The following is a 26358-nucleotide window of genomic DNA, read 5'->3' as shown; positions in this document are numbered from 1 at the left end:
CCATGCTTGACAAGAGCACGTTCCGCGACGCGATGGCCGGGCTTGGCGCGGCCGTCAACATCATCAGCAGCGACGGCAAAGCCGGCCTTGCAGGCTGCACCGCGTCGGCGGTCTGCGGCGTCACCGACGAGCCGCCCACCCTGCTCGTTTGCATCAACCGCAGCAGCCGCAACAACGCGGCGTTTCGCAGCAACGGCAAGCTCTGCGTGAACGTGCTGAGCGCCGAGCAGCAGGCGCTTGCCGCGCACTTCGCCAAGAGCGCGCTCGCGATCGAAGAGCGCTTCGCCGCCGCGCAATGGGACGACCTCGCAACCGGCGCGCCGGTGTTGCAGGACGCGCTCGCGTCGCTCGACTGCGAGATCGAGTCGGTGACCGAAGTCGGCACGCACACGGTGTTCTTCTGCGCGGTGAAAGCCGCGCGCACGCAGGGCGCGGGCGATGCGCTGATCTACTACGGCCGCCGCTATCATCGCGTCGGCGAGCGCTCGGTTCACGCGACGCCCGCCGCTTCACCTGCCCCGCCCCAGCCTCGCCAACGGCCCGGCCGCGATCGTCCGGCCGAATAGGGGAGCCCTCAAGAAACCGATTTTTTCGTACGCTAAGACGGCCCGGTCGATTTTCTGACGCGTAGCGGCCGGAATCGCCCTTTGGCAACCCGTTTGTTCACGTGCCACACATAGTCGCCGGGGAGGTTAATATGATTCCAGCCAAGCGGCGCGACGTGCGAGATCAGGCTGTCGTCGATTTCGCGTTGCTGCCGTAGGGCGGCAACAGACCGCTCCAGATACACCGTGTTCCACAGCGTAATCGCTGCCACCACGAGGTTCAGGCCGCTGGCCCGGTAGCGCTGGCTTTCATACGAGCGATCCCGAATCTCGCCCAGCCGATAGAAGAACACCGCCCGTGCGAGTGAATTGCGAGCCTCTCCTTTGTTCAGTCCGGCGGACACGCGGCGCCGCAAGGCGGGGTCCTGCAGCCATTTCAGCGTGAACAGCGTACGTTCGATGCGGCCCAGTTCGCGCAGGCCGACCGCAAGACCGTTTTGCCGCGGATACGCGCTCAGCTTGCGCAAAATCAACGAGGCCGTCACCGTGCCTTGCTGAATCGACGCGGCCAGGCGCACCACGTCGTCGAACTCCCGTTCGATCAGTTTGCGGCTGATCGAACCGCCAATGAGCGACGACAGCGCCGGCCAGTCGCCCGGTTTGCCGGGTACGTACAGATTCTTGTCGGCCAGATCGGCAATGCGCGGCGCGAACTCGAAACCGAGGAAATGGCACAGCGCGAACACGTGATCAGTGAAGCCGGCTGTGTCCGTATAGTGCTCTTCAATGCGCAGCTCAGACTCGTGATACAGCAAGCCATCCAGCACGTGCGTGGCGTCGCGCACCGGCGAATTGATGACCTTGGTGTGAAACGGCGCGTACTGATCGGAGATGTGCGTATAGAACAGCACACCCGGCTCGTTGCCGTACTTCGCGTTCCGATACCCACCGGCGTGACCGTGCCCCCGGCGCGGAAGCGCTGGCCGTCCGATGACGATTCGGCGTCACGTGCGAGTTGCTCCGCTTCACGGACGCTGGCCGTGAAGGACTCCCACGGCACGATGGCTTCGATGGCCTGGAATGGATCGACGCCTGCTTCCTTCGCGGCGATCAATGCCGCGCCAACCTTCGCGTAAAGGCGCACCTTGTCATTGACCGCCTTGCCCTCGGCCGCAAAACGCTTTTCGTACTTGTGCTTCGCCTTGGTGAAGAACGAACCGATCAGCCGGTCGTGGAGGTTCAGAATTTCATCTGTCAGCGTCGCGGTCGTGTCAAGCAGGATCGCAACGAGCGTGGCGTGACGCCGGTCCGTTTCATATTCCTCGATCTGATAGACGGCCGTCTGTCCGCCTTCACGTGCGAGGCGCAGCAGGCGGTTCTGATGGATGTTGCGGCCGATGTCCAGCGGAAGGTCGAGCGCGCGGATCGCCTGCAGGCGATCGATATGAGCCAGAACTGCCTTTGCGCTCGGCTCTCCCGGCGATTGCCGCAGCCAGGTCAGGACGGCCCTATTCTGACGTTTTTGACAGGTTTATCTGACGTCAGGATGGGGTATAGCCCAACCCGACGAACAAACCATTTAAAAGATCGGGCCGCCCGCGGCAATTCAAGGTCGACGCTCGACCGTGGGCGACGCCACAAAGAACTTTGAGATCTTTTTTCGGGAGCAATAACCCCTGTAGGCCGTTTCCTCGGCTGGTCACCGACGTCGTTCCCCTCAGGAGCGGTAACGGGGTGCCGGTTCAGAATTGCTGAAGCCTGACGCCAGGACACCGCGCGCCTGCTCGAAGGCTTCCCACGCCGCGACGTCAGGCACCGGCGGAATCGTTACCAGCTCCTTGCGATCGAAGCCGACCAGCGCCGCGTCCACCAGATCGTCAACTTCCATCACGTCGGGTATCTTGCTGATGTCCCCGCCCGCGCGCTCATAAATCTCCGTGCGCGTGGCCGCTGGCAGAACTGCCTGCACATAGACGCCCTTCCCTGTGACCTCGGCCGCGAGACTCTGCGATAGTGTCAGCACGTAGGACTTTGTGGCCGCGTAGATGCCATGCGAGTATTCGGGCAGAAGCGCGAGCACCGACGCGATGTTGATGATCGAACCGCTGCCACGCTCCACCATTCCGCCGACAACGGCAGAAGCAAGCAAGGTGGGCGCAAGGACATTCAGACGCAGCAGCTTGTGCATCTGCGTGGGGTCGGCAGAGGCAAAATCACCGATCAGCCCGGCACCAGCGTTGTTCACGAGAACGTCGATCGGCGGTTCGGAGCGAAGGCGCTGAAGTACCGGTTCGAGTTGGGATCCCTCGGTCAAATCGGCAGTAATGATCTCGATCGCGATACCGTGTGCCTGGCGCAGTTCAGTAGCGAGCGTGTTGAGGCGATCAGTCGCGCGCGCAACGAGGACAAGATCGTGGCCACGTGCGGCCAGACGGCGGGCATAAACTGCGCCGATGCCACTCGAGGCGCCGGTAATGAGTGCGGTTGTCATAGAGGTATTCCGGGTTGAGCTCCCAGCAGCTCGGTGCGCTGCTGGCGACTGGTGGTGAAAATTCAAAAATACGGGTGGCTGACATGCCCAGGTAAGGCGTGGCGGCGGTATCAGCCGCGTGCCTTCAGATGAAGCATGGTGTAATGCTCGTAATGGCCGACGCCGTTCTTCACGATGGGGTCTTCTGAGGTGAATGCGGCAATATCCTCGTCATCGGCGATCCTGTAGAGGGAGACGCCATAGCCGCCGGCTTCATCAATCACCGGGCCGTGCGCGACGATCATCCCTTTAGCGAGGAGATCATCAAGGAAAACGCCATGCTGTCTCATCCATTCCTGTTCATCAGAAGACATCGTCGCCAGGAAATTGGCGCGCGGCGGAATAAATTTGCACAGGTAGTACTTCATAGATAAAGCCTCATTGAAGAATGGAAATATTCAACGGCGACCGGCGATGCCTGATGCTGACCTGCCAGCCGTCATAGCATGACCGGAACCCTGCAGGAGATGCTTTGCTTATCCGGCAGTTCGGACGCTTTTCAGTATCGAACCTTCAAACATCCGGGGTGCGTAGCTTTGCAGGAAAAGAATCATGCCCGTCATTTTCCCCACGGGATTGCTGAATCTCGGCGCCTTCGTATTAATGAGCCTGGTAATGGTGTTGACAACCGCGTCGGGCGCTTCTGCTTCGTCGATACCTTTTTTCGTCGCGGCGTTTACCTTCTTCCGATATGCGTTGTAGTCTGCAATGCCATCGCTGGCGGCTGAAACAGCGTTATGGCCAAGGTTGGTTTTAAACCAGACGGGCTCAACCATGCTGACCTTGATATTGAATTGATCAAGCTCGAACCGTAAGGACTTGAAGTAGCCTTCCACCGCATGCTTCGACGCCGTGTAATAGGACAGATTCGGCGGACCGATCAGGCCCACGATGGAACTGACCGTGATGATCTGCCCACCCTTCTGCGCCCTGAAATAGGGCAGCAAGGCGTTGGTCACCTTGACGGTGCCCCAGAAATTGGTCTCAAACTGCTGTCGACCCAGATCGAGGGGTGTTTCTTCGGCGATGCCGGTGACCATGTAACCCGCGTTGTTGACCAGTACATCCAGCTGTCTGGTGTTCTGGAACAACTCGTCCGTGAACGACCTGATCGAGTTGTCATCGTCAATATCCAGACGCAGTAATTTGAACGGCACCTTGCCCGCATATTTTTCGGGTTCACGGCTGGTGCCGATGACATTGAAACCTTGCTGGTGAAGGTGGTTGGCAAGCATCAGTCCAAAACCCGACGATGCGCCTGTAATCAGGACAGTCTTTTTCACTTTGACCTCTCCAAAGATACCGCGTGTTTGTTGGAATGCAGTTCTCGATCGGGAATTCGCATTTGGAACTCGTCAGTTCAGGCTGTGACGGCTACCGCAACGGCGCGGCAATCAGCGCCGATCGGCTCTCCCGCGCTCAGCAGCCGATATGTGGCCGCGTGGGCGGGTGAATGCCGCGGTCTGCGATGGCGCGCCGAAGCCCATGCAGTACTTTGCCGCTGACGCGCCCGATGTACACTCGCCGAACGCGCCAATCGAGTAGCGAAACGCGCCAAAAAGCGAAGTACGTAATTGGCGCGTCCGGCGAGTGCGTTGTCGCGATCGACCGCTTAAACTTCGTCCATGTCTACCGAACACAAAAACCCTCTAAACGGGCGCCGCGTTCCCGCTTTAAGCTACGCCGTGTGGCCTGGCTGGCGATTGCTGATGCAGGACGCGGGATTGACGACCCCCGGCGTGCTGCGTCGCGCGCAGCTCCCTGCCGATCTGTTCGCGCGCGAGAACGTACGTCTGGACTCAGCGGACTTCTTCAAGCTCTGGCGGGCCATCGCGGCCGAAGCCGAGGCTGTCCAGGCAGACTGTCCGGCGCCACTGCGCATTGCAAAGGTGATGTCTTCCGACTGGTTCGACCCGGAGCTTTTTGCCGCGCTCTGCAGTGCCAACATGGGAGGGGCACTGGATCGCATCGGTAAGTACGTCAGGCTGGTCGCGCCGATCGCGATCAACGTGGAGCGCGCGGCGGCCCACTCCACCGTCACCATCGACTTCCTTGACCGTACCGAGCCGCCACCGGACGTGTTCCTGGCGTTCAAGCTTGTGTTCTTCGTGCAACTTGCGCGACTCGCTACGCGCAGCCACGTGCAACCTTTGCGGGTGGGTTGGCCGTCGCCGCAAGGATCGGAATCGGACCTGCGTTTGTACGAGGCCTACTTCGGCGTTCAAGTCGACAGCACCGAGCTGGCCACCCTGGTTTTTGCGGCGACGGACGTTGAGCGGCCCTTCCTGACCGAGAATCACAAGATGTGGTCGTTCTTCGAGCCCGCCCTCCGCCAGCGGCTCGCGCATCTGGACCGGACTGCAAGCATGGTGGAGCGTCTGCGCAGCGTGCTGCTCGAGTCGCTGCCGGCAGGTGAGCTGTCGATGCATGCGGTCTGCCGCAAACTAGGTGTCAGTACCCGGACCCTGCAACGCAGGTTGAAGGATGAAGGTAGCAGCTTCCAGGAGACGCTGGATGCCCTGCGTGAGGCGCTCGCGCACCACTACCTGCTCAACTCGTCCATGTCTGGCGCGGAGATCTCGTTTCTGCTCGGTTTTGAGGATCCCAACTCGTTCATCCGGGCGTTTCAGGCGTGGACCGGAAAGACACCGCAGGCGGTTCGGACGGCTCACAGCAAAGCGGGCCCCTGAACCGGTCGTGCCAGTTCGCGTTCAATCTGACGGAGGGAGAGCAAGATGCTGAACATCGACGGTCTCAGATGGCTTAATGCGCCCGCGAGGTCGGAGGTTCGCGGAAGCGATCTGTTTGTGCGCACCGATTTGAAAACCGACTTCTGGCGTGAGACCTTCTATGGATTCCGGCGCGACAGCGGGCATTTCGCGTATCGCTCGGTTGAGGGCGATTTTACGGCGGACGTGACGATCGAAGGCCGCTACGAAGCGCTCTACGATCAGGCCGGGCTGATGATCCGCCTGAGCGAAACACACTGGATCAAGGCCGGGATTGAATACACCGATGGGCAATTGTGTTTCTCGGTGGTCGTGACAAACGATACGTCTGACTGGTCGGTCCTGAAAATGCTTAATGCTGGGCCGGAACTGCGGTTGCGTTTAACGCGTCATGGCGAGTCGATTCGAGTCGAGTATCTCGACTCCACGAACAACATCTGGCAAATGGCCCGCCTCGCGTATCTGCCGCCGTCCTCGTCTGCCGACGTGGGTGTGATGTGTTGTTCCCCTGAGCGGGAGGGGTTCGAAGTGGTGTTCCGCGGGCTGACGATCGGCGCTCCCATCTCACGGCAACTTCACGAGTGAGCGCATTGTGGTTGTGGTGCTATTCAGCATCCGTTTTCGACGGGGTGACCCGGCCTTCGCCGATCGTTGCAGTGCCGTGAGTCACGAGCACTTCCTCGCAGCGATATCAATTCCATGTTCATGGATTGCACCCCTACGCACCACCAACAGAGGTTACGGCCGGCAATCGGACTGCGCTGAACCATCATGAGTGGCCCGCTTGGCGTACGTAAAAGTCCGAATCTTGACGGCACCCCGAATAGCGCGGCCGCGGTGCGCTCCGGATCGAGCGCAATACTTTCGCTCGCTGCACCGACGATCAACGCGTCGAGCAAAGCAGTCAGCGTCGGCTCACGCGACTCGCCATGCCGATGCGACGCGAACCCCCGTCCGCCGCGATCGCACGTCGCTCGCCCACGGAATCCTCGATCGCCCATCACGCCTGCGTGCCATCGTCATTGCACGCCGTCGTTCGATCAACGCGTCACGCCCGCACGACGCCCGTCATCGGTCTGCCCGCCATGGTCCGGCAAAACAGCGCTGCCGCCGTCCGTTCGGGATCGAGCCCGAGACTTTCACTCGCGGTGCCGGCGATCAACGCATCGAGCGAGGCGGTCGGCTTCAGGTCGCGCGACTGATACAGCTGATGCGGCGCGAGGCCCGGCCAATCCGCCATTACGCGTCCGCCCTGCACCGACCCGCCGAGCACCATCGCGACCGAGCCGGTGCCGTGATCGGTGCCGCCCGTGCCGTTCGCGGCGGCGGTCCTGCCGAACTCCGTCGCGACCAGCACCGTGGTCTTGCTCCACGATGAACCCATGCCGTCGCGCAACGCCGCGAGCATCGTGTCGAGTGCCTTCAGTTGATTCGCGAGCCGCGCGTTCTGCGCGCTGTGCGTGTCCCACCCGCCGGTCTCGATCATCGCGATGCGCGGACCGTCGTCGCGCGCCAGAAAACTGGCCGCGAGCTTGCCGAGGCTCGCCGGGTCCTGGCGCGCGCCAGCGTCGCCCGCAAGGCCGCGCGCCGCCATCGCCGATTCCCACAGCGCACGCAGCTGCACGTCCTGCTCGTACAGTTGCGACACGCGCGCGAGCAGATCATCGGGCGCCTGCGGCAAGGCCGACGGTGCATACGACGTCACCGCCGCAGGGCCGCGCAGCGCCATCGGCACGGTCGGCGCGAACGCGATCGCGTTTTCGCGGGTGGCGGGCAGTTGCGCCGCGAGCCGGTTGAGCCAGCCGTCCTTCGTCTGATACGGCGACGTGCCGCCGGTTTCCAGCACGTTCTGTCCGTCGAAATGCGAGCGGTCGCGATACGGCGAGGCGACCGCGTGCACGAACAACGCCTCGCGCTGCGCGTACAGCTTTGCCATCTGCGCGAGCGCCGGATGCAGCGCGAACGTGCCGTCCAGATGCGGCGCGTTCGACGCATCGATCGCGAGCGGCCCGCGCAGCGTCGCGTACGCGGGGTCCGCGTACGGCACGACGATGTTCAGCCCGTCGGCCGCGCCACGCTGGATCACGAACACGAAGCGGCGGTCGGTCGCGACATGCGCGAACGCAATCCGCGGCGACACGAGCATTGCGCCGGCACCGGCGGCGGCGACGCTCAGAAACTGACGGCGTGACAGCATGGCGTTCATCTCCGTTGAAAATCGGGCGATACGAGCAGCAGCGCGATCGCCGTCGATGCGCTTTCCGCGCGCGACACCGCCGTGGCCGTCGGCTCGCTGAGCGAGCCAGCCAGCAAGGTCTGGCCGAGCGAGCGCGCATCGAGCCGGTCACCCACGCGCGCGGCGAAGCGTTGCGCGACTTCGACGCGGCGCACGAGCGCATCGGGCGCGGCCCAACTCGCGGCGATATCGTCGTAGCCGGCGGGTGAACCGGGCCGCCACACCGGCTGGCCAAGCTGCGTGAGGATCGGCGCGCTCTGCAGATTGCCGGGCTCGTGCCAGCCGAGTCCGCGCATCGACGAGATGGTCCACTCCCACGGCGTCTTGAACTTCACCGCGGCCGGCGACCACGCTTGCGGCGTATCGATCAACGCGCGATAGACGGTCGGCAGATCGCCGTCGCTGCGCGTGAACGCAGCGGCCAGACGTTCGCCGACGCCAGGTGGCGGATTGTCGGCGACGAAATGGCGCGCGAGCTTCGTGCCGATATGCTGCGCGGTGGCCGGTGCGTGCGCGAGGTCGTGCAGGATCGCGAGCGCCTGCTGTTCGCCGGCTTCGTCGTAGCGGCGTCCCATGATCGTGCGCGAGCCGGGCTCGTGCAGCGCGGGACGAAACACGAAGCTGCCGGGTTCGCCGTTCTGTTCCAGCGCGCGGCGGTTTGCATTGGCGCCGCCGTTCCCCGGATTGCCGACGAGACTCCAGCCGGTCAGCGCACGCGCGAACTCGGTCACGTCGTCCTGGCTATAGCCGCTGCGCACGCCGAGCGTATGCAGCTCCATGATCTCGCGCGCGAGGTTCTCGTTGAGTCCGCGTTTGTTGTCCGGATTGCGCTGCGCGGCGCGCAGCGCGGCCATGCTGTCGGGACCGACCGAGCGGGTCTGGTCGAGGAACAGCTGCATGGCCGGATGACGCTCGACGGCGACCAGCATGTCCTCGAAACGGCCGAGCACGTGCGGGCGAATCGCCTCCGCTTCGAACGACCCGGCGAGCGCCGCGACGCCGGGCTTTTCGGTCGACACCGCGAAGTGATTCGCCCAGAAATGCACGAGGCGTTCGATGAACGGCGTCTGCGTGGTCAGCGCGCTTGCGACGCGCGCATTGACCGACGAGCGATACATGTCGAGGATTTCGACGCGGAGTGCTTTTCTTTCGGCTTGCCTGGCGGCTTGCGCGTCGGTCTGGCTGGGTGCTGCGGTGTTGCTGGCGCTGTTGTTTGCACTGTTGTTTGCGCCGTGGTTCGCATTCTGGCTCGGGTTGGTCTCCTTACCCGCCTTCTGTTTCGACTGCTGTTCCATCTGCATGCGCTGCTGCACGAGCTGTGTCGACAATGCGATCGAATCGGGTTGGTTCGCCCACGCGTCGGGCCGCGGCTGATACTGCTCGAACTGCGCGAGCAGCCAGCCCTTCGGATCGGCGGGCGGCGTGTCGTCGGCGCGCGCGCCGAGGCCGAAGCGGTTCAGTGCGATCGCCGCGGCATTCAGGTTCGGTGAGTTGGCCATACGCTCCTCGTCGGCAGGTAGGACACCTGCATGTCCGTTAAACGGCCGACACGCTGAAATCCGTCGCCATCGCGCGCATTTTTTAATCGCTCGATGCGGCATTCACCGCCGGTTTTTTCGCGTTCGGCGCCGGCTGCGCTTCGCGCCATTGCCCGCGCAACTTCAAACTCTCGGCGAATTCGACGCGCTCCTCGGGCGTCAGCGTCGCCGCGAAATCGGCGACGCTCGCTTCGACCATCGCGCGCAGGCTGACGTCGGCCGCGCGCGTGCGCGCGAGCGCCGCATCGAGTGCGGCGCGATCGAACTGCGGCGCGGCCAGCAGACGCAGCACCTCACGACGCCCTTCGCGAGCGTCGCGCGCATACTGGCGCCCGTCGCGCCGCGCGCTCTTCAGGCCGTCGATAAACGCCTGCCGCTGCTGCGCCGACAGCGGCTCGGCGGCAAACCGCAGCGCGCGCTGGTCCTGCGCCGCCGCCGGCGGATTCGCACCGTGCGCGGCGAACCATTGATACGCGCCGCCGGCGATCGCGCCGAGCAGAAACACGTTGAGCACCACCGAGCCCAGCAGCGCAAATTTCCACGAGCGCCCGTTCATTCGCCGCTCCAATCGGCGGAGCTGCCGCCGAAGCTCGAAGTCAGATACGAGGATTCATGCACGACCGGCGCGTTCCCGGTCAGCACGAAGAACGACACCGCGAACGCCCCCGCCACGCCGCCGAGCAGCCCGACACCTGCCACCGCCGCGCCCGACCACCACAAACGCCAGCGCGCGGCTGGGCGTCGCGACGGCGCGCGGTCGATGATGCGACGCTGCAGTTCGAGGCTCGGCGGCTCGAGCTCGTCGGCGGCGAGCCACGCGTCGAGGCTGGCCGCGTCACTCAACGCCGCATCGGCTTCGTCGCGATGCGCGCGCGCCCACGCCTGCGCAGCTTCGCGTTCGCGCTCCGGCCAGCGGCGCGCGTCGGCGCCGTACGCTGCAACGATCTGATGGAATCTTTCGGGCGTCATGACTTGTCCTTGCTAAGGCCGCAGCCGGCCAGTTGGGCGCGCAAACCGCGGCGCGCGCGGCTCAGCAGACTCTCCAGCGCATCGACGCTGACGCCCATCAAGGCGGCAGCGTCGAGGTTCGACATCTCCTGGTAGTAGGTCAGCACGAGTGCCTCGCGCTGTCGCGCCGGCAGCGCGGCGAGCGCCGCGCGCACGCGCGCGTGGTCGGCACGTGCTTCGAGCCGCGCGTCGGGCGGCGCGGCTGGATCGGCCGAATCGGGCAGTTCGTCGCTCGGGTCTTCGCGCTGGCCGCGCAGACGGTCATAGCAGAGATTGAGCGCAACCCGATGCATCCACGTGTCGAACTTCGCTTCGCCTTCACGCCAGCGGGCCGCCTGTTTCCAGATTCGCACGAAGACCTCCTGCGCGATGTCCTCCGCTTCCATGCGATCGCCGAGCATGCGCGTGGCGAGCGCAAGTAGCCGCGGCAGCTTGCGCGCGACCAGCGAGCGGACCGCGCCGGGCTCCGCGCGGCCCACCCGCGCGATCAGCTCGGCGTCCGGATCGGCTGGTGCGTCGCTCAAGGCGTGCGGCTCGGTCGCGACATCACGCGCGCGCTTTCGCGTGAGGACCGCATCACGGGATCAACGTCGTTCACTTGCCGCCGCTCCTTCAGCTGTCGTGTCGTTATGTTGTCGTGCCGCTACGCCGCTATCCGGCCAGGTATCACGTACGCGGTCAATATACGACGACCGCCGGCCGGTAATAGGCCGGGCGTGCCGGATAGACCACACAGCCGGCGAGCGAGGCCGCCAGCAGAATCATCACGAGTGTTTTCATCGCAAGCCTCGTTCAAGCCCAATGTCCTTCGATCCAGCGCCAGTGCGGCCCACGTTGCGCCCAATGCCCGGGCACCCAGTGATAGCCGACGCGCACCGGCTGCCAGTGGCCCGGCACCCACGCATAGCGGCCGTGCTCCCAGCGCCAGCGGCCCTGATCCCACACATAGCCGTCCCGTGGCGCGGGCACGACTTCGACGCGCGGCGGCGGCGGTGCCATCGGCGCGATCATCACTTGTGCGGAGGCGGGCGCGGCCGTCAGCGTGGCCGCGCAGCACAGCGCGGCGCTCAGCGTGGAACCGAGCAAGCGACTGATGCGGTTGGTGTTCATGTCGATTTCTCCCTTCAAGGCTGGGACAAGTCGGCGCCCAGGACGGCCCCGTTTCTACTTGAACGCGGCAGCGGGAGAAATCCGTCGCGCTATTTGCGAAAAAAATGCACGAATACAGTCGGGTTCACGTAAGGCAATAGTCGGCGTTTCGCCCGAAAATTTTCATTTTTTGATGGTCCAATGCCCGGGCTGCAATCACTGGCGTCGGCCGTTACGCTTCTAACAACAATTTCCAGCACCGTTCATACCTATCGATGGAAGGGCTGGACCGCGAATGTGGAGCCACCAAAGAATGTTTCGTAAAGCCCTTTTGCCCATTCCGTTTGCCGCCGCACTGTTCGTGCTGAGCGCATGCGGAAACAGCGGCGTCAGCTCTCCTTCGACTGCATCCGCGCCGGCCTCCACACCGACTGCTACCGTATCCGCCCAGGACGCGTTGGCCACGGCAACGCCGATCAAGCACCTCGTCGTGATCTTCGGTGAGAATCGTTCTTTCGATCACTACTTCGGCACCTATCCGAACGCGCAGAACCCGGCCGGTGAACCGGCGTTCACGGCGGCGAACACGCCGGCCCAGATCAACAATCTGAATCAGAATTCGCTTCTGACGAGCAACCCGAACTTCCTGAACACGGCGAACAACGCGGCCTCCGCAGGCAGCGGTATCAATCCGTTCCGCCTCGACCGCAGCCAGGCCAACACCAACGGCCAGTCGCACGACTACATGAAGGAACAGCTCGCCTACAACAATGGCGCGGCGGACCTGTTCCCCAAGTACACGGGTAACAACAGCGCCGGCAGCGGTTCGACGTTCGGCACGCCGGGTCTCGTGATGGGCTATTTCGACGGCAACACGGTCACCGCGCTGTGGAATTACGCGCAGAACTTCGCGATGAGCGACAACATGTACACCGACACGTACGGTCCGTCGACACCGGGCGCGCTCGAGGTGGTTTCCGGCCAGACCAACGGCGCTATTCCTGCGAACGGTATCGCTCAAGGCGACAACGTGATTGGCGACGGCGCGGGCAGCTTCACGATGAACGGCGATTCCGACCCGACCGGGGACGTGTGCAACACCTCGACGTCGAGCGGCCAGGCCACGCTGAGCTCGAATAACAAAAACATCGGTGACCTCCTCAACGCGAAAGGCATTACGTGGGGCGGCTTCATGGGCGGCTTCGACCTGAGCGCCACCAACTCGAACGGCACCACGGCGTGCAAGCGCAGTACCTACTCGTCGGTCCTCGGCGCAACGAAGACGGACTACATACCTCACCACAACTGGTTCCAGTACTACGCTACGACGGCCAACCTGGCGCACACGCGCCCGACGTCGACCGCGCAGATTGGACAGACCGACCCGCTCGATTCGACGGCTACGCCGGTGCACCATCAATACGACGTCAACGACTTCTTCACGGCCGTCTCGGCGGGCAACTTCCCGTCGGTCAGCTACCTGAAGGCACCGGCCGTCGGCGATGCGCACCCGGGCAACTCGGATCCGATCGACGAGCAGGCGTTCATCACGAAGGTCGTCAACTTCCTGCAGCAACAGCCGGACTGGAAGAACACCGCCGTCATCATCACGTACGACGATTCGGATGGCTGGTACGACCACGCTTATGCGACGCCGACGACTTCGTCGTTTGACGCCACCGCCGACCAGCTGAACAACACGGGCACCTGCAACGCGACGGGCGCGAAGCAAGGCGTCGGCGTGACAGGCGCGGCTGTCAACGGCCGTTGCGGCCCGGGAACGCGTGTTCCGCTTCTGGTGATCTCGCCGTACGCACGTAGCAACTACGTTGACCACACGGCGATCACTCAGGCTTCGGTTGTCAGGTTCATCGAAGACAACTGGCTCGGCGGCACCCGCATCGGCAACGGATCGCACGATGCGACGACGGGGAGCATCGCGTCGCTGTTCGACTTCACCAACGGTGGCAAAACGCCGGCGTTGTACCTCGACACGAACCTTGGCACCAAGCTGTCGGCTCCTCCTGCAACGAACTAAGGAGCCACCGTTTATCCGTCCGTTCTGCCGCACAGGGAAGTACGCGGTGTGACGTTCAGGGAACGGAGCTGTTGATGCCCGTCAATCAGTGATGACGTCGAGCCAGCCGGTACGGTGGCTCGACGTGCTTGTTTGCAGTTCAGCCTGACTACCGCTATCGCCATGAATCGTCGTTCGAACGCCATCTTGTCTTCGCAACTACCCACCGGAAGCGGCCCGTCCCCTCGCGCTGCGAGCAGCGCGTGGCGTCGCCTGATCCTCCGGATAGTGCTGGGCATCGTGCTGTTGGGCGCCGCTCTGGTTGGCTACGCGCTGATCTATCCCGAGCGTATGCCCGCGCCGATCGGCGATACGGTCGAGAATCTGACGGGCCTCAACGCCCATCCGGTCAAGCTCCAGCGTCCCCCCGTCGCGCCCCTTAGCGCGGTCGCGGTACTCGGCAGGGACCTGTTCAATGATCCGTCGCTTTCGGCGTCGGGCAAACAGTCGTGCGCGTCGTGCCACAGCGCCGCGCACGCTTTCTCGCCTCCCAACGACCTGACGGTACAACCAGGCGGCCTTCACATGACGGAAGCGGGCTATCGGCCGGTGCCATCGCTCGCGTACCTGTATCGCCAGGCGCCGTTCAGCATCGGTCCCGATCAGGGCGATACCGACGCCGCACCGGTCAGCCTCGATACGCAGGCATCGGCCGCGCTAGGCGTGCAGCGCGCCCAGAAAACCGCGGGCGTTGCGCCTGCCGCGCCGGCCATGGTGCCGCAAGGGGGACTCTTCTGGGACGGCCGGGCAAGCACGCTGCAGGACCAGGCGCTTGGGCCGCTGACCAACCCGGTCGAGATGGCGAACCCCGATCTGGCTTCGGTCGCCGACAAGCTAAGGCACTCGAAGCACATCGATACGCTCAGACAACTTTTCGGTCCGCACGTCGTCAACGATCCCAATCTGCTCGTGTCGGAAGCCATGTTCGCGATCGGCCGGTATGAATTCGAAGACCCGGCGTTCCATCCATTCTCGAGCAAATACGACGCCTGGCTCGAAGGACATGCACGCCTCACGCAAGCCGAACTACGTGGCTTGCGTCTGTTCAACGACAAGGACAAGGCCAATTGCGCGGGTTGCCACCTGAGCCAGCCGACGTCGGACGGCCTTCCACCTCTTTTTACCGACACGCAGTATGAAGCGCTCGGCGTGCCGCGCAATCGCGAACTTGCGCAGAACAGGAATCCGAAGTTCTACGACATGGGCATTTGTGGGCCATTCCGGACCGACATGGCCAGGCAGACGCAGTATTGCGGCATGTTCCTGACGCCGACACTGCGCAATGCCGCCGAACGCAAGACGTTCTTCCACAACGGCGTGTATCACGACCTCAAGCAGGTGCTGGACTTCTACAACCAGCGCAATACGTCGCCGGACAGAATCTATCCGAGCGATGCGTCGGGCAAGGTGCAGAAGTACGACGATCTGCCGCCGCAATACCATGCGAACGTGGATGTGGCCGATGCGCCGTTCGACCGCAAGTTCGGCGACCAGCCCGCGATGACCGATCAAGACATCCAGGACATCATCGCGTTCATGAAGACGCTGAGCGACGGGTACAAGGACTGAGCAGCCGCGCTGGACGCCGCCGCAGCAGCTTCCAGGCTGCGGCACGCGGCGCGGTGCGGTATCCTTGCCGGTCCGCGACCTTATCCCTACCCATCCCCGATGGCCGATTTTCCTTTCGACGCCGTGCTCTTCGACTGCGACGGCGTGCTCGTCGATTCCGAACCCATCACGAACCGCGTGCTCACCGAGATGCTCGGCGAGCTCGGCTGGCATTTGAGCGTCGAAGAGACGATGCGCATTTTCGTCGGCAAGATGGTCAGGGACGAAGCCGCCTTGATCGAGGCGCGCACCGGCTTCGCGATCACGGCCGAGTGGCTGGCGCAGTTCCGCGCGCGTCGCAACGTGGCGCTCGACAATGAGTTGCGCGCGATCGACGGCGCGCCTTTCGCGATCCGCGCGCTGCACCAGAGGTTGAATGGACGCATCGCGGTGGCGTCGGGCGCGGATCGCATCAAGATCGAATTGCAGCTCGTGAAGGCCGGCATCCTCGACTGCTTCGACGGACGCATCTTCAGCGGCCACGAAACGCCGCGCAGCAAGCCGTTTCCCGACGTCTACCTCGCCGCGGCCGCGGCACTCGGCGTCGAGCCGACACGCTGTGCGGTCATCGAGGATACGGTGACGGGCGCGACTGCGGGCGTCGCGGCCGGCGCGACGGTATTCGGCTATTGCCCGACGCACCTCGGCCATAGCAGCGCGACCGCGTTGCATGGCGCGGGCGCGGTGCACGTGTTCAGGGAGATGGCCGAGCTACCGGCGTTGCTCGCGGGATGGGGCATGCGCTGATCGACCGACGTGTTGGCGGTTGAACGACACCGGCTTCCCGCAAGTTGGCCAGCGCCGATCAGTTTTCGACTGCGCAGATACGGTCGATCAGCGCTCGACCCAGCACAGACGTTGAATCCCGCCGCATGGCACGGTGCGTGCAACTGGAACGCCCGGGCGCAAAGCATTTGCGCGCTCGCTACCCATCCAACGTTGCCGGAGATTCATCATGTCGAACTTGACCCTTGCCGACCTGTCGCGCTGCGACGACCTCGACCACGCAGCTGCACAGTCCGTGCGCGGCGGCCACTCGTGTTTCCCGCACGAATACCCGCCTTCGTGTTACGGCGAAAAACCGCCGGTTCGCGGCCCGTCGTACTACAACCCGCCCTCCTACAATCCCTGCCAGCCCGTGCATTACGGCTGCGGGCCGGTCTACACTCCGGTCTGCCATCCGGAGCCGGGCAAAATCGTGCCGCTGTAAGCACGAGGCTCAGCGCCGCTGCGGACGACGGCGCAATCATGCATGGGTTGCGGCCCGGGTTGGTACGATCGGGCCGCATCGCGTTTCGTCTGCTTACTCGAAGGCCGAATCGATCGGCACGCGATAGCCGACCGCAAGCCGGTTCGTTTCGCTAGGCAACCCGACAGCGGATCTTGAAGAGCGCGCCTTGTGCCGGGAGTCTTGACCTTACTTTCCGTCGCAGCAATTGCCAGGACAACCGGGAGATAGCTCAATCTCGACACGGCTGACCTGTTCAGGCGATTCTGATGGTTTCAACCATATCATTTCTATTGCATAAGTCTGCTTACGTTTCGGCACGCAGATAATCTGTTCGACACTGCCCCTTCGCGTGCGGTAAGTCGGGTTCCGGATGCGCTCACGCAAATGAAAAAAACCACCGGTCCTTCAACCAGTGGCCTTTGAAACACGTCGCCGAGGCTAAACGTCGACGGCGTTAAACCTTCGCCACACGCCCGTACGTATCCTCGAACCGCACGATGTCATCCTCGCCGAGATACGCGCCCGACTGCACCTCGATCAACTCGAGCGGAATCTTGCCGGGGTTCAGCAGCCGGTGCGTGACGCCGAGCGGAATGTAGGTCGACTGATTTTCGGTCAGCATGATTTCCTTGTCGCCGTTCGTCACGAGCGCGGTGCCCTTCACGACGATCCAGTGCTCCGCGCGATGATGATGCATCTGCAGACTCAGCTGCGCGCCCGGATTGACGACGATGCGTTTGACCTGGAAGCGCTCGCCGCTATCGATGCCTTCATACGACCCCCACGGCTGCACCACGCGACGATGCGTGACCGACTCGTGACGCCCCATCGCATTGAGCTGCGCGACGATCTTCTTCACGTCGCCGATCAGCGTGTTGTTCTGCGCATCTCGCTCGGCGATGTCGGCGAGCGCGGTCCACGAACCGATGTCGTTCCAGCCAAGATCGGCGACCGCGACGACGGCCGCGCGCTGCGTCTTCTCCATCACAGCGTGGTCGACGGAAATGTTCGGGCAGGCGGCGAACGCCTCGGCATCGAGACGCACGAAATCGTAGTCCTGCTTCGCGTTCTGCAGCGACAGCTCGGCCTGACGCGCGATCTCCGGCTCGTAGCGGCGCAGCTCGTCCATATAGATCGACGCCTTCAGCATGAACATGCCGCTATTCCAGTAGTAGCGGCCCTCATCGATGAAGCGCCGAGCGGTCGCGGCATCGGGCTTCTCGACCAACGAGTCGACCGCGAACGTCTGCGTGCCGTCGATCAGCGCGGTCACACCATCGATGCCACGAAGCCGCAACGCGGTTTGCTGGACGAGCGTGTGTTCGCCGGTTAGTGCTAGGTACTGCTTCGGGTAGCCGCCGCGCGAGTCTGCACACTCATCAGCTCTGCCGTGCGCATCGCATCCGCAAAGAGCGTGCTGAAAACACCCGTGCCGCGCAGGCGCTCATGCGTCGCGCAGTGAGCGATCAGCGTCTGCGACGATTTCGGCGCCGGCAATTCGCTTTCGAGCACGAGGCCGCGCAACAGCATGCGAACCGTGCGGCGCAAGCCGAAGAACAGCAGCAGCATCAGCGCGACGTGTGGATCGTCGAACCCTGTGCGGCCTCCGTCATGCAGTGCGAGCACCGCGACCGGCTGGTCGTCCCAGGTCACGGCCACACGGTGGCGTCGATACGAAAAGCGCCCGAGCTTCGATGCAAACGCAAACGCGAGAAACTCGGTGCACGCATCGGCTGGCTCGCCGAGAAAGAAACCGAATTCGCGAACGCCCGATGCGAAGATCAGCGGCGCGCACGCTTCGGCATCGTAGGCGCGCGCGGCACGACAGCGCAGCGCGGGTGGTTCGTGTTCGCGATCTGGCGAGTCCGGGCGCGCGGGATCTACGGCATACATGACAGGCTGCACCGTGTTTGCGGTGTGGTTAGCGAGCGATGCGCCTGAGCGCGACGATCGTGCGGCTGATCTGTTCGGGTTCATGCGTCGAGCAGATGAAAAAGCGCAGGCGCACCGCCTTTTCCTCGACGGCCGGATAGAAGATCGGCTGCACGTTGATGCCTTCGCCGAACATCGCGTTCGCCCATTGCGCGGCCTTCAGCGTGCTGCCGGAAATGATCGGCACGACTGCATACCCCGCGCTCTTGCCGGTATCGAGACCGGCGGCACGCGCCTCGTCGATGAACTGCCGCCCGCGTGCGCGCAAGCGCGCGACCCGCTCGGGTTCGGCGATCAGACGCTCGAGCGCCGCGAGCGACGCCGCCGCCAACGCAGGCGCGAGCCCCACGCTATACAGGAAGCCCGGCGCGAGGTGCCGCGGGATATCGATCAACGCCTGCGTGCCCGCGATAAACCCGCCGCAACCGGCCAGCGTTTTGCTGAGCGTACCCATCCAGATATCGACGTCGCCGCTCTCCACGCCGCAATGCTCGCGCACGCCCTTGCCGCGCTCGCCGAGCACGCCGAGCGAATGCGCTTCGTCGACCATCAGGAACGCCGCATGACGGCGCTTGATGTCGACGAATTGCGCGAGATCGAAAATGTCGCCGTCCATGCTGTACAGGCCTTCGATGGCGATCAGCACGCGCCGGTAGTCGCGCCGCACGCGCGCGAGCAGTGCATCGAGTGCCTGCCAGTCGTTGTGCGCAAAGCTCGGCCGTTTGGCGCCGCTCAAGTTTGGCGCCGCTCAATTGCGCGCCCTGCACGATGCTGTTATGCGCGAGCGAGTCGTGCACGATCAGGTCGCCGGGACCGAACAGCGAGCCGATCACGGTCACATTGGTCGCGTGGTCGCTGACGAACACGACGCAATCGTCGACCTCGTAGAACGACGCGAGCGCCGTTTCGAGTTCGCGCTGCACGGGCCGCTCGCCCGCCACCATGCGGCTCGCGGACGCCGACGTGCCATAGCGGTCGATCGCCTCTTTCGACCGCGCACATACGTGCGGATCGCCGGCGAGGCCGAGATAGTTGTAGTTCGCGTAGTTCAGATACTCGGCGCCGCCGATGCGCGTCGTCGCGCCGGCCACGCCCTCATGCACGCGAAAAAACGGTGACTGAACCTGCAGCTTGTCGCCCATCTGCCGCAGTATCTCGAACTGCTGATAACCCGGCATGCTTTCGAAGCTGCACTGCTCGGCGCGAGCGGCGCGCCTGGCTCGCGCGCCTCGTCGGACACGCGCTCCAGCAGCCTCATCAATGCCTTCGCGGCGAGTTGCTGGCGAAGGTGATCGCCCAGTCCCATAGTGTTCCGCTAATCCTGTACGTTCAGCCCGCGAATTCGGCCCCTTCCCACGCGTCGCGATCCGAGAGCAGCGCGGCGACGAGCCGGTAGTTCATTTCGTGACTCGGCCGCAACGCGCTGACGCGGCCCAGCAATGGCGCGCCGGCCATCGCCATGTCGCCGACCAGATCGAGCACGCGGTGCCGCACGAACTCGTCGGGCACGCGCATGCCGCCGAGCACCCGATTGCCGACCTCATGTCACAATTGGTTGTTACACCTTGAGTCCGCCATTGGATTTAAGATTGAGGCTCCCCAACACATACCGATGTCCTACGTGAACAAACCTCTGTTCTTCATACATCCGCCGAAATGCGGCGGTTCCACTGTCATTTCATTTTTTGACCTTAATCTCGATCGCGATAAATTCATCAATTTCGTGTGGAGTGGGGTATCTCGGGAAAAAACGCGAGAGCGATTTTTGGCAAGCGGAATCGGCGGCGGTCATGATCCTATCGGCATTCATCGAGACCTCAAGATGCCGTTGGAATATTGCAGTATTTTGCGCAACCCGCTCAGTCGGCAGACCTCGCATTACTGGTTCGCGCGTAATGGAAAAAACGGGGGCGTCGCGCGCGGAGTTTCGGTTTCCGAGGCTGAAGCGCTGGCGCAAGGCGGTGAATTGTCGCTGGACGACTGGGTGAGCGAATCGTGCAGCGGCAAGAATCTGTTCGTGCAAATGCTGAGCGGTCATGGCCGCGTGAACCGTGAAAGCCTCGAAATCGCGATTGAGAACGTCCGGCAACATATCCCGACAGTCGGTCTCTGTGAAGACATGAGCGATTTTCTGCTTCGTCTTTGCAGTAGAACCGGAATGCGTTTGCCGTTCTTCATCCGGACGAATGTGACGGAAGGCGTGCCCAAGGAGCGCTCGCCGCTGTCCGAACGAGCCCGTAAAAAATTTGTCGAAGACAACCAACTGGACTACGAGTTGTACCAATATGTGTGCGATGACATCACACGGGAAAGGGAGTCGTACGGCGCTGTTTATACCCGGGCCATAGACGCTGTTCGCCTGATTCAGCGGCGGATCGATGCTCTCGACAATCCCTATATTTATACCGGTAAGTCGAACATGTTCGGATTCGACGAAAATCATTTGCGCATGGTGCGCGAAGTCGCTACCTCGGCTGATCTCTCTCCGATCGATGCATATATCGAGCTGGCGCATTCGCGTCGCCGCGAATGCGGCGACCTGTTCGATGGTTTCGTGGACGCAGTGAATGACGACATGGTGCACGGCTGGGCGGTGAATCTGAGCGTACCGGACAAATCCGTACCGATTGAAATATGGGTACGGGAAAAGCTGGTTGCGACGACGCTGACTGGCAACCCGCGGCCGGATGTGGCTGCTGCGGGCTATGGGTCCGATCGTTGTGGCTTTGCTGTTCGGTTACCGGAGGAGGCGCAGGAGGGATTCAGGGTTAAGATTGCAGGATCTGTGCAAACGATACAATGTGCGGGGACCTGGCAGCGGGGTTGGCATATGGCGTGAGACGCCGTCCTGGTCCGGTCGTGCCCACTCGCGTTTGAGCACTTCAACGAATCATCCTCAAAGCGCGCTGATGTACCGCTCGCCACGCGAGGTATGAGGCTTGTCGGCCTCTCCAAGGACAATCGGACACCGAACCGTTTCTGGCCAACTGTCGCCCCACGCGGTCGACCGTAGCCGGACCCAGAGTGTGCGAAAACGCATTGATCGCCTAAACTGAATCAACGCACTGAGACCGGGTGAGTCATGAAGCGATTTGTTGAAGGCGATGACCGCAAGCAGGTCGCACTGCTTCCCGAATGCGTCGATGGCTACATCCGACAGGACAATCCGGTCAGGGTCATAGATGCTTTTGTCGACGAGCTAAACCTTGACGACCTCGGTTTTAACGGTACCACTCCGGCAGTCACCGGACGCCCGTCCTACCATCTTGGCGTGCTGCTTAGGATCTACATCTAGGGCATCGAAGCCAATTGCATACAGCTCGGCCTGGAAGCCAAGACGCTCAGCCATTCAAACGAAGCCGATGCGGTGGTTACTCACCGCATCGCCCGAGAAAATGTCCGGAGCACATACCCGCAGCGTCATATCGTCTTCGCCTCCGCAATGTCGGCCAACCGTCGCGCATACGCGCGTGCGACTGCCTCAACTGAGTAGTCGCGCTCGATGCGTGCCTTCCCCGCCAGTGCGATGCGCTCACGGAGTGGCGCATCGTCGATCATGCGTTTGAGCTGTTCCGCCGCGATCGATACCTCCGGATCGCACCAGTACTGACCTTCGGCGAACAGGTAGTCGCCGGGGCGCAGCGGCACGAGTTCGCCATCCACGAGGAACGCGGTGTCGGGTTCGCAGAAGTCGACGTTGCCCGAGAAGTTCGTGACCACCACGGGCTGCCCCAACGCCATCGCCTCGGCGATCACGCGGCCGAAGCCTTCGCTACGGTGCAGCGAAATGTAGGCATCACAGCAGGCCATGAGGTCGGTCGAGTCCTGGCGGCTCAGGCGCTCGGACACGATGTGGATGCGGCTGTCGCCCGCAGCCAGATCGAGCACGGCGCGCCACACCGTGTCGTCGTCGCGCACATTCATCGCCTTGATGACGAGCCCGACGCCTGCCGAATGATCGCCGAACGCCAACTTGAACGCCCGCACGCCGGCGAGCGGGTTCTTGCGGCTGAGCCAAGAGTTGCCGTCAAACATCAGGTAGAACAAAAATCCGTTGGTCGGCAGGCCAAAGCGCTCGCGCTTCGGCTCGACAGGCGCCGGCACCTCGACCGCCATCGGCATGTGATAGACGGGCGTGTCGCCGAGCGGGCTGTAGACGCTCTGGACGAACCGGCTCTGCGCCCAGATCTCGTCGACCATCTGATGCACCTTGCCGAACGCGCTCGGCCAGCGAGGCAGTTCCCACGGCCACGCGCCGATCTTGTACGTCGGTGCGTCGATCAATTTACGGCCGCCCTCCAGCGCAAGGCGCACCATTTCCGGCGCCGGCAGGCAGATCAGGCTGATGCGATATCTGAGCTCGTCGCTGATCAGGTGATCGACCGAGTGTTCGAGGCGCGCGGGTCCCGCCATTGGCGCGTTGATCAGCGTGACCGGCGTGGACGACAGTTGCAGCACGCGCCCGGCCATGCGGGCATCTTCGCCCAGGCCGAGCACGCCTTGCGGGAAGCCGATCACGTTCACGCCGTGGTCATAGCCGACCCCTTCGAGACGCGCGCGATAGCGGGCCGGCTCGCGCTCGTGGTCATCGCTGTCGTCTTCGGCGCTCTCGACCCGCCGTATCTTGAGCGATCCAAGCAACGGATATTCGACTTCGGCCCACTCGTTCCACCAGCTCACGAGCTGAGCGCGACCCGCTTCCGTGTTCATGTCGTAGACGCTGCGCAGATCGGCACGGTCATTCGCGATCAGAATCAGAAAGCGCGGCAGCAACGAGGTATCAGCCTGCTGCTCGTTGTCGATGCTGGACAGCACGTCGGCTAGACGGACAGCCGACCATTTAATGGCGCGATACTCGTGTTGTCCGTCTCTGTCCCACCACGACAAGCACTTGATGCGTCCGACGAAGCTGTCCAGCGAGCAGAACTCTTGCAGATCCGTTCGCTCCTCGACGATCATTCGCAGGAAGCGCGGCACCGGCAGCCAGTCGGGATGCTCGCCCCATTCCATCTCGAACAGCGACGCGGGCATCGTGGGCGGTACCCACTTGATCACGCGATACTGGGACTGACCATGTTCGAGCCACCACGACAGGCAATTGAGCCGACCGACAAAAGTGTGCAGCGAACCGAACGCGGCGTGGAGGTCCGACCGTTCCCCGACGATCTGTGACAGAAAGCGCGGCACGTGCGGGCCGTCGTCGACGGCGGGCTGCGTGGGTTCGAGTAGCCCGCCGCCGATAGGCGGCTGGGTCCACTTGATCCGCTTGTACTCGAGGTGGCCGTGCTCCGCCCACCAGCTCAGGCAAGCGAGCCGGCCGGTCAGCGTAGTCAGGTCGAAGGCGCTGCGCAGATCGGGGCGCCCGGTCGTAATGAGCGCGAGAAAGCGCGGAAACGGTATGTTGCTGGACTGGGGCGAGTCGATCGGCTCCAGCAGTTCGGGCCAGGAAATCGGTTCGAGCAAGGTTTCGGCGAGGTGCTTTGTGTCGAGCACGCTCGGTGCGGTCGCGGCCAGCCAGTATGTAACTGCGTCCGGATGCTGATCGATCAGCGTATCGTTATCGAGTTGATGCAGATATTCAAGATCTTCCTGACGAAGCGCCCAGTGGAAATCCGGGTATGTCTCACGCGCCGTCATTTCCCACCAGAAGTACAGCGTGACCCGATCGTCCAGCGTATTCGAATCGAAGGGCGCGAGGTCGGCTCTGAATTTCACCAGAAAGTAGATCGCGCTCGGCAGGCAGAACTGCTCTGCCGGCGACGGGTGCCAGTACTCTGCCAGCCACTCTGTCTTGTTTTTCGGTCCCAGATTAATCAAGTTTTGCAATCCCTGAAGGCCATGCGAAGGAAAGTCGTCGGCGGTCAGCGTCAGTTTGGGCGAGCAATGGTGGGCGCTCAATACCAGATCGCCCCGGCGCTGCCGGACCAACTCGGGTTCCTGATTGAAGCGGCTGATTTTTTTCGGCGTATGGGTTCGCAAATCGCCGACGCCGAGCACCACGCTGCTGTGCTGAACCGGGTACGCCCGATTCGCGCCCTCGTTCGCCTGCAGCGACAACGAAATCATTTTTTCGAGCCAGTCGGCGTTGATGACTTCGATGTCGTTGTTCATCAGGCGGACGAAGTGGGCCGTGCTCGCCAGCGTGATGCGATTATTTCAGCGCCGAGTAGTTATTTGCGAATGAAATAAACGTCCTGGTTGTCGTCCCAGCCGCCAACGATACGTTCCACGATCGTAAGTTTGTTTTCTTCGCAGAAAGTCCGAAACCAGCGTTCCGGAATCATCGAAACACCGTAACTTTCCCCGAAATCTTTGGCGACTCTGGCTCGCGACGAATTTTTAGGTTGAGATTCAACAAAAGCGTATTCTCCAGCATCGTAAGAAGAAAGCAGGCGTTTTCGCGCTTCTTCTCCTACCGAATAGCAATCGGTTTCACTTAGCCGCTCTCTCGACCGCGCGCCGTGTGTGGTTACGACAGCAATGCCGCCAGACCGAAGCTTGCCGAACAAATGCTTCATTGCAGATCGGCCGTCTGCCAGCGACAGATGGGTGACGAGGGACTCCAGTGCAGCGACGTCGAACTTTGCGTTTTCGATTGAGGCAAATTCAAAGAGCGGGGCAATGATGTGATGCCCGTGTACGCCGAAGGTCGAACGGCAAAAGTCGACAGCCGGTGCCACGATATCTGCAACGTGGACATCAGATGACGTGAACTTCTTAACGAGATGCCGGGTGGTGCGTCCGTAACCACAGGGAAGCTGAAGGATTGTCGGGTTTGTGCTACCGACCAACCTGGCAGCTCGCTCCACAAATTCCGCCATCTGCGAACCGGCCGATTCATAGTGGGCTATAGAACCCTCGAACACGTCGTCGTTGGGGTGGATCGGTGCCGCAACTGCGATTTCGACTTTCGGTCTATCGGCGGCGCCGGCGGCGACAGACTCGGCGAATACCTCATCGACACCTAATTCTTTCAGAGCATTTCGGATTGTCATATTTTCGGCACGGTCTCGCAGACCCAGCTGATTTTTAACAGTCTCACTGAGTCGGGTAATTCTGCGTCGAGCCTCAATCAACGCGGCGACCTGCTCGTATTCGCGTAAGCGCTCGCCACTCAGCTTGCCTTCCGCCCCTGCAACGCCTGTCGAATTACTCAGATCAGATTTGATGTAATAGTCACCGACGATGGTGCCAACCAATTTGAAATCTGAGGGATATGCGGCCGTAATGCGTAGCAGAAGATCGTAATCTTCCTCCCAAGTCAGCAGAGGATCGAAATAGAGTTCGGCAGAAGTAATCGATCTATCGATCATATAGGAATGAATCGGGCAGAAGTTAGCCACGAACAGATCCTCGATACCTTCGCCAGGAAAAACCGCAGAATCTGCGCGCGTAGCCACGATAAATTGCGGGGATACATCGGCGTGCACCACTCTGACAGATGAGAAGACAATTGCGGCGTTGCTTGTCTTCAATCGGTCGACCAGAAGACTGTAAGCCTCCGGATACAACACATCATCGTAGTCAAGAAAAGCGACATACTGACCGCTAGCCTTGGATAGGCCCAGATTCAACAGTTCTGTTCGCGCATCTTTTGGTTCTTCCGAAGTGAAATTCACTAACTCCAGCGAAGGAGCGTCGTGCATCTTGAGCAAGCGAGCAAGCGATGCCTCGACCTGTGCGATATCAGAAGGCGAGAACCTTTGTAACACCACAATAATATTGAGTGGACGATAGGTTTGACCGACAAGCGAGAAAACGCAACGTTCCAGCTCATTAAGGCGCTTGACGTCGTGAAGCCTAACGATACAGTCTACTTGATCTTCAATCATGGT

The 26358-nt window shown here is 62.3% G+C and carries 18 protein-coding genes and 7 pseudogenes; 9 read left to right on the top strand and 16 right to left on the bottom strand.

Annotated elements, in window-relative coordinates:
- Positions 1 to 2 precede the first annotated feature (2 nt).
- Complete coding sequence (locus HDG33_RS30940) at positions 3 to 566, top strand: flavin reductase (protein WP_184038289.1); 564 nt, start codon at positions 3 to 5, stop codon at positions 564 to 566.
- Positions 567 to 598: 32 nt separating this feature from the next.
- Here the strand turns inward: HDG33_RS30940 and HDG33_RS30935 are convergent.
- The 4 genes and pseudogenes from HDG33_RS30935 to HDG33_RS30920 all read right to left on the bottom strand — a co-directional run.
- Positions 599 to 2046, bottom strand: a pseudogene (locus HDG33_RS30935) (Tn3 family transposase); the annotation flags it as partial.
- 216 nt (positions 2047 to 2262) lie between these two features.
- Positions 2263 to 3036, bottom strand: a complete 774-nt coding sequence (locus HDG33_RS30930) for an SDR family oxidoreductase (protein WP_184038286.1) — start codon at positions 3034 to 3036, stop codon at positions 2263 to 2265.
- 110 nt (positions 3037 to 3146) lie between these two features.
- Positions 3147 to 3443: a YciI family protein gene (locus tag HDG33_RS30925; protein ID WP_184038284.1), complete on the bottom strand. Its 297-nt coding sequence runs from the start codon at positions 3441 to 3443 to the stop codon at positions 3147 to 3149.
- A gap of 108 nt (positions 3444 to 3551) precedes the next feature.
- Positions 3552 to 4358, bottom strand: coding sequence for an SDR family NAD(P)-dependent oxidoreductase (locus HDG33_RS30920; protein ID WP_184038281.1), 807 nt, complete (start codon positions 4356 to 4358; stop codon positions 3552 to 3554).
- Between the two features lie 426 nt (positions 4359 to 4784).
- Between HDG33_RS30920 and HDG33_RS30915 the strand changes: the two genes are divergently transcribed.
- Both HDG33_RS30915 and HDG33_RS30910 read left to right on the top strand, forming a co-directional pair.
- Positions 4785 to 5765, top strand: a complete 981-nt coding sequence (locus HDG33_RS30915) for an AraC family transcriptional regulator (protein ID WP_184038389.1) — start codon at positions 4785 to 4787, stop codon at positions 5763 to 5765.
- A gap of 45 nt (positions 5766 to 5810) precedes the next feature.
- Positions 5811 to 6389 carry a DUF1349 domain-containing protein gene (locus HDG33_RS30910; RefSeq protein WP_184038278.1) on the top strand — a complete coding sequence of 193 codons (579 nt, stop codon included), beginning with the start codon at positions 5811 to 5813 and terminating at the stop codon, positions 6387 to 6389.
- 463 nt (positions 6390 to 6852) lie between these two features.
- Here the strand turns inward: HDG33_RS30910 and HDG33_RS30905 are convergent, their stop codons facing one another.
- The 6 genes and pseudogenes from HDG33_RS30905 to HDG33_RS30880 form a co-directional block, all read right to left on the bottom strand.
- On the bottom strand, positions 6853 to 8001 hold the full coding sequence (locus HDG33_RS30905) for a DUF1501 domain-containing protein (protein WP_184038275.1): 1149 nt from the start codon (positions 7999 to 8001) through the stop codon (positions 6853 to 6855).
- Positions 8002 to 8006: 5 nt separating this feature from the next.
- Positions 8007 to 9539: a DUF1800 family protein gene (locus HDG33_RS30900; RefSeq protein ID WP_184038272.1), complete on the bottom strand. Its 1533-nt coding sequence runs from the start codon at positions 9537 to 9539 to the stop codon at positions 8007 to 8009.
- Between the two features lie 82 nt (positions 9540 to 9621).
- Positions 9622 to 10134, bottom strand: a complete 513-nt coding sequence (locus HDG33_RS30895; RefSeq protein WP_184038269.1) for a periplasmic heavy metal sensor — start codon at positions 10132 to 10134, stop codon at positions 9622 to 9624.
- Entirely contained in the window at positions 10131 to 10547 is a 417-nt protein-coding gene (locus HDG33_RS30890) for a hypothetical protein (protein ID WP_184038265.1), read from the bottom strand. Before HDG33_RS30890 ends, HDG33_RS30895 begins: the two co-directional genes overlap by 4 nt.
- A pseudogene (locus HDG33_RS30885) lies at positions 10544 to 11134 on the bottom strand (RNA polymerase sigma factor); the annotation flags it as partial. The gene HDG33_RS30890 and the pseudogene HDG33_RS30885, both read right to left, overlap by 4 nt.
- Positions 11135 to 11378: 244 nt before the next feature.
- Positions 11379 to 11696 carry a YXWGXW repeat-containing protein gene (locus tag HDG33_RS30880; protein WP_184038259.1) on the bottom strand — a complete coding sequence of 106 codons (318 nt, stop codon included), beginning with the start codon at positions 11694 to 11696 and terminating at the stop codon, positions 11379 to 11381.
- 292 nt (positions 11697 to 11988) lie between these two features.
- On the opposite strand from HDG33_RS30880, the gene HDG33_RS30875 reads away from it, so the two are divergent.
- From HDG33_RS30875 to HDG33_RS30860, 4 genes are all read left to right on the top strand, one after another.
- Positions 11989 to 13713, top strand: coding sequence for a phospholipase C (locus tag HDG33_RS30875; RefSeq protein WP_184038256.1), 1725 nt, complete (start codon positions 11989 to 11991; stop codon positions 13711 to 13713).
- 162 nt (positions 13714 to 13875) lie between these two features.
- On the top strand, positions 13876 to 15321 hold the full coding sequence (locus HDG33_RS30870; RefSeq protein ID WP_184038253.1) for a cytochrome-c peroxidase: 1446 nt from the start codon (positions 13876 to 13878) through the stop codon (positions 15319 to 15321).
- Between the two features lie 99 nt (positions 15322 to 15420).
- Complete coding sequence (locus HDG33_RS30865) at positions 15421 to 16107, top strand: HAD family phosphatase (protein ID WP_184038250.1); 687 nt, start codon at positions 15421 to 15423, stop codon at positions 16105 to 16107.
- 208 nt (positions 16108 to 16315) lie between these two features.
- Positions 16316 to 16570: a hypothetical protein gene (locus tag HDG33_RS30860; protein ID WP_184038248.1), complete on the top strand. Its 255-nt coding sequence runs from the start codon at positions 16316 to 16318 to the stop codon at positions 16568 to 16570.
- A gap of 475 nt (positions 16571 to 17045) precedes the next feature.
- Here HDG33_RS30860 and HDG33_RS30855 read toward each other — a convergent pair.
- The 4 pseudogenes from HDG33_RS30855 to HDG33_RS30840 all read right to left on the bottom strand — a co-directional run.
- Positions 17046 to 17957, bottom strand: a pseudogene (locus tag HDG33_RS30855) (sugar phosphate nucleotidyltransferase); the annotation flags it as partial.
- Positions 17958 to 17959: 2 nt separating this feature from the next.
- Positions 17960 to 18484, bottom strand: a pseudogene (locus HDG33_RS30850) (N-acetyltransferase); the annotation flags it as partial.
- Positions 18485 to 18512: 28 nt separating this feature from the next.
- Positions 18513 to 19829 (bottom strand): annotated as a pseudogene (locus HDG33_RS30845) (aminotransferase class I/II-fold pyridoxal phosphate-dependent enzyme).
- 23 nt (positions 19830 to 19852) lie between these two features.
- Positions 19853 to 20062, bottom strand: a pseudogene (locus tag HDG33_RS30840) (UDP-3-O-acyl-N-acetylglucosamine deacetylase); the annotation flags it as partial.
- Between the two features lie 82 nt (positions 20063 to 20144).
- Here HDG33_RS30840 and HDG33_RS30835 point away from each other — a divergent pair.
- Together HDG33_RS30835 and HDG33_RS30830 are read left to right on the top strand one after the other, a co-directional pair.
- Positions 20145 to 21362, top strand: coding sequence for a sulfotransferase family 2 domain-containing protein (locus HDG33_RS30835; protein WP_184038245.1), 1218 nt, complete (start codon positions 20145 to 20147; stop codon positions 21360 to 21362).
- Between the two features lie 243 nt (positions 21363 to 21605).
- A pseudogene (locus HDG33_RS30830) lies at positions 21606 to 21815 on the top strand (IS5/IS1182 family transposase); the annotation flags it as partial.
- 128 nt (positions 21816 to 21943) lie between these two features.
- Here HDG33_RS30830 and HDG33_RS30825 read toward each other — a convergent pair.
- A complete protein-coding gene (locus HDG33_RS30825; protein ID WP_409259098.1) occupies positions 21944 to 24634 on the bottom strand; it encodes a glycosyltransferase family 4 protein in 2691 nt (896 codons plus the stop codon).
- 59 nt (positions 24635 to 24693) lie between these two features.
- On the bottom strand, positions 24694 to 26355 hold the full coding sequence (locus HDG33_RS30820) for a glycosyltransferase (protein WP_184038242.1): 1662 nt from the start codon (positions 26353 to 26355) through the stop codon (positions 24694 to 24696).
- Positions 26356 to 26358 lie beyond the last annotated feature (3 nt).

This window comes from Paraburkholderia sp. Cpub6 (assembly GCF_014201065.1).
GTDB classification, from domain to species: domain Bacteria; phylum Pseudomonadota; class Gammaproteobacteria; order Burkholderiales; family Burkholderiaceae; genus Paraburkholderia; species Paraburkholderia tuberum.
This window is presented reverse-complemented; position numbering and strand designations above follow the sequence as displayed.

Coding starts and splice junctions, on each gene's coding strand:
- HDG33_RS30860 (WP_184038248.1), top strand. CDS start 16,316: ATGTCGAACTTGACCCTTGCCGACCTGTCGCGCTGCGACGACCTCGAC.
- HDG33_RS30890 (WP_184038265.1), bottom strand. CDS start 10,547: ATGACGCCCGAAAGATTCCATCAGATCGTTGCAGCGTACGGCGCCGAC.
- HDG33_RS30905 (WP_184038275.1), bottom strand. CDS start 8,001: ATGCTGTCACGCCGTCAGTTTCTGAGCGTCGCCGCCGCCGGTGCCGGC.
- HDG33_RS30940 (WP_184038289.1), top strand. CDS start 3: ATGCTTGACAAGAGCACGTTCCGCGACGCGATGGCCGGGCTTGGCGCG.
- HDG33_RS30910 (WP_184038278.1), top strand. CDS start 5,811: ATGCTGAACATCGACGGTCTCAGATGGCTTAATGCGCCCGCGAGGTCG.
- HDG33_RS30875 (WP_184038256.1), top strand. CDS start 11,989: ATGTTTCGTAAAGCCCTTTTGCCCATTCCGTTTGCCGCCGCACTGTTC.
- HDG33_RS30825 (WP_409259098.1), bottom strand. CDS start 24,634: ATGAACAACGACATCGAAGTCATCAACGCCGACTGGCTCGAAAAAATG.
- HDG33_RS30925 (WP_184038284.1), bottom strand. CDS start 3,443: ATGAAGTACTACCTGTGCAAATTTATTCCGCCGCGCGCCAATTTCCTG.
- HDG33_RS30915 (WP_184038389.1), top strand. CDS start 4,785: ATGCAGGACGCGGGATTGACGACCCCCGGCGTGCTGCGTCGCGCGCAG.
- HDG33_RS30895 (WP_184038269.1), bottom strand. CDS start 10,134: ATGAACGGGCGCTCGTGGAAATTTGCGCTGCTGGGCTCGGTGGTGCTC.
- HDG33_RS30865 (WP_184038250.1), top strand. CDS start 15,421: ATGGCCGATTTTCCTTTCGACGCCGTGCTCTTCGACTGCGACGGCGTG.
- HDG33_RS30880 (WP_184038259.1), bottom strand. CDS start 11,696: ATGAACACCAACCGCATCAGTCGCTTGCTCGGTTCCACGCTGAGCGCC.
- HDG33_RS30900 (WP_184038272.1), bottom strand. CDS start 9,539: ATGGCCAACTCACCGAACCTGAATGCCGCGGCGATCGCACTGAACCGC.
- HDG33_RS30930 (WP_184038286.1), bottom strand. CDS start 3,036: ATGACAACCGCACTCATTACCGGCGCCTCGAGTGGCATCGGCGCAGTT.
- HDG33_RS30820 (WP_184038242.1), bottom strand. CDS start 26,355: ATGATTGAAGATCAAGTAGACTGTATCGTTAGGCTTCACGACGTCAAG.
- HDG33_RS30870 (WP_184038253.1), top strand. CDS start 13,876: ATGAATCGTCGTTCGAACGCCATCTTGTCTTCGCAACTACCCACCGGA.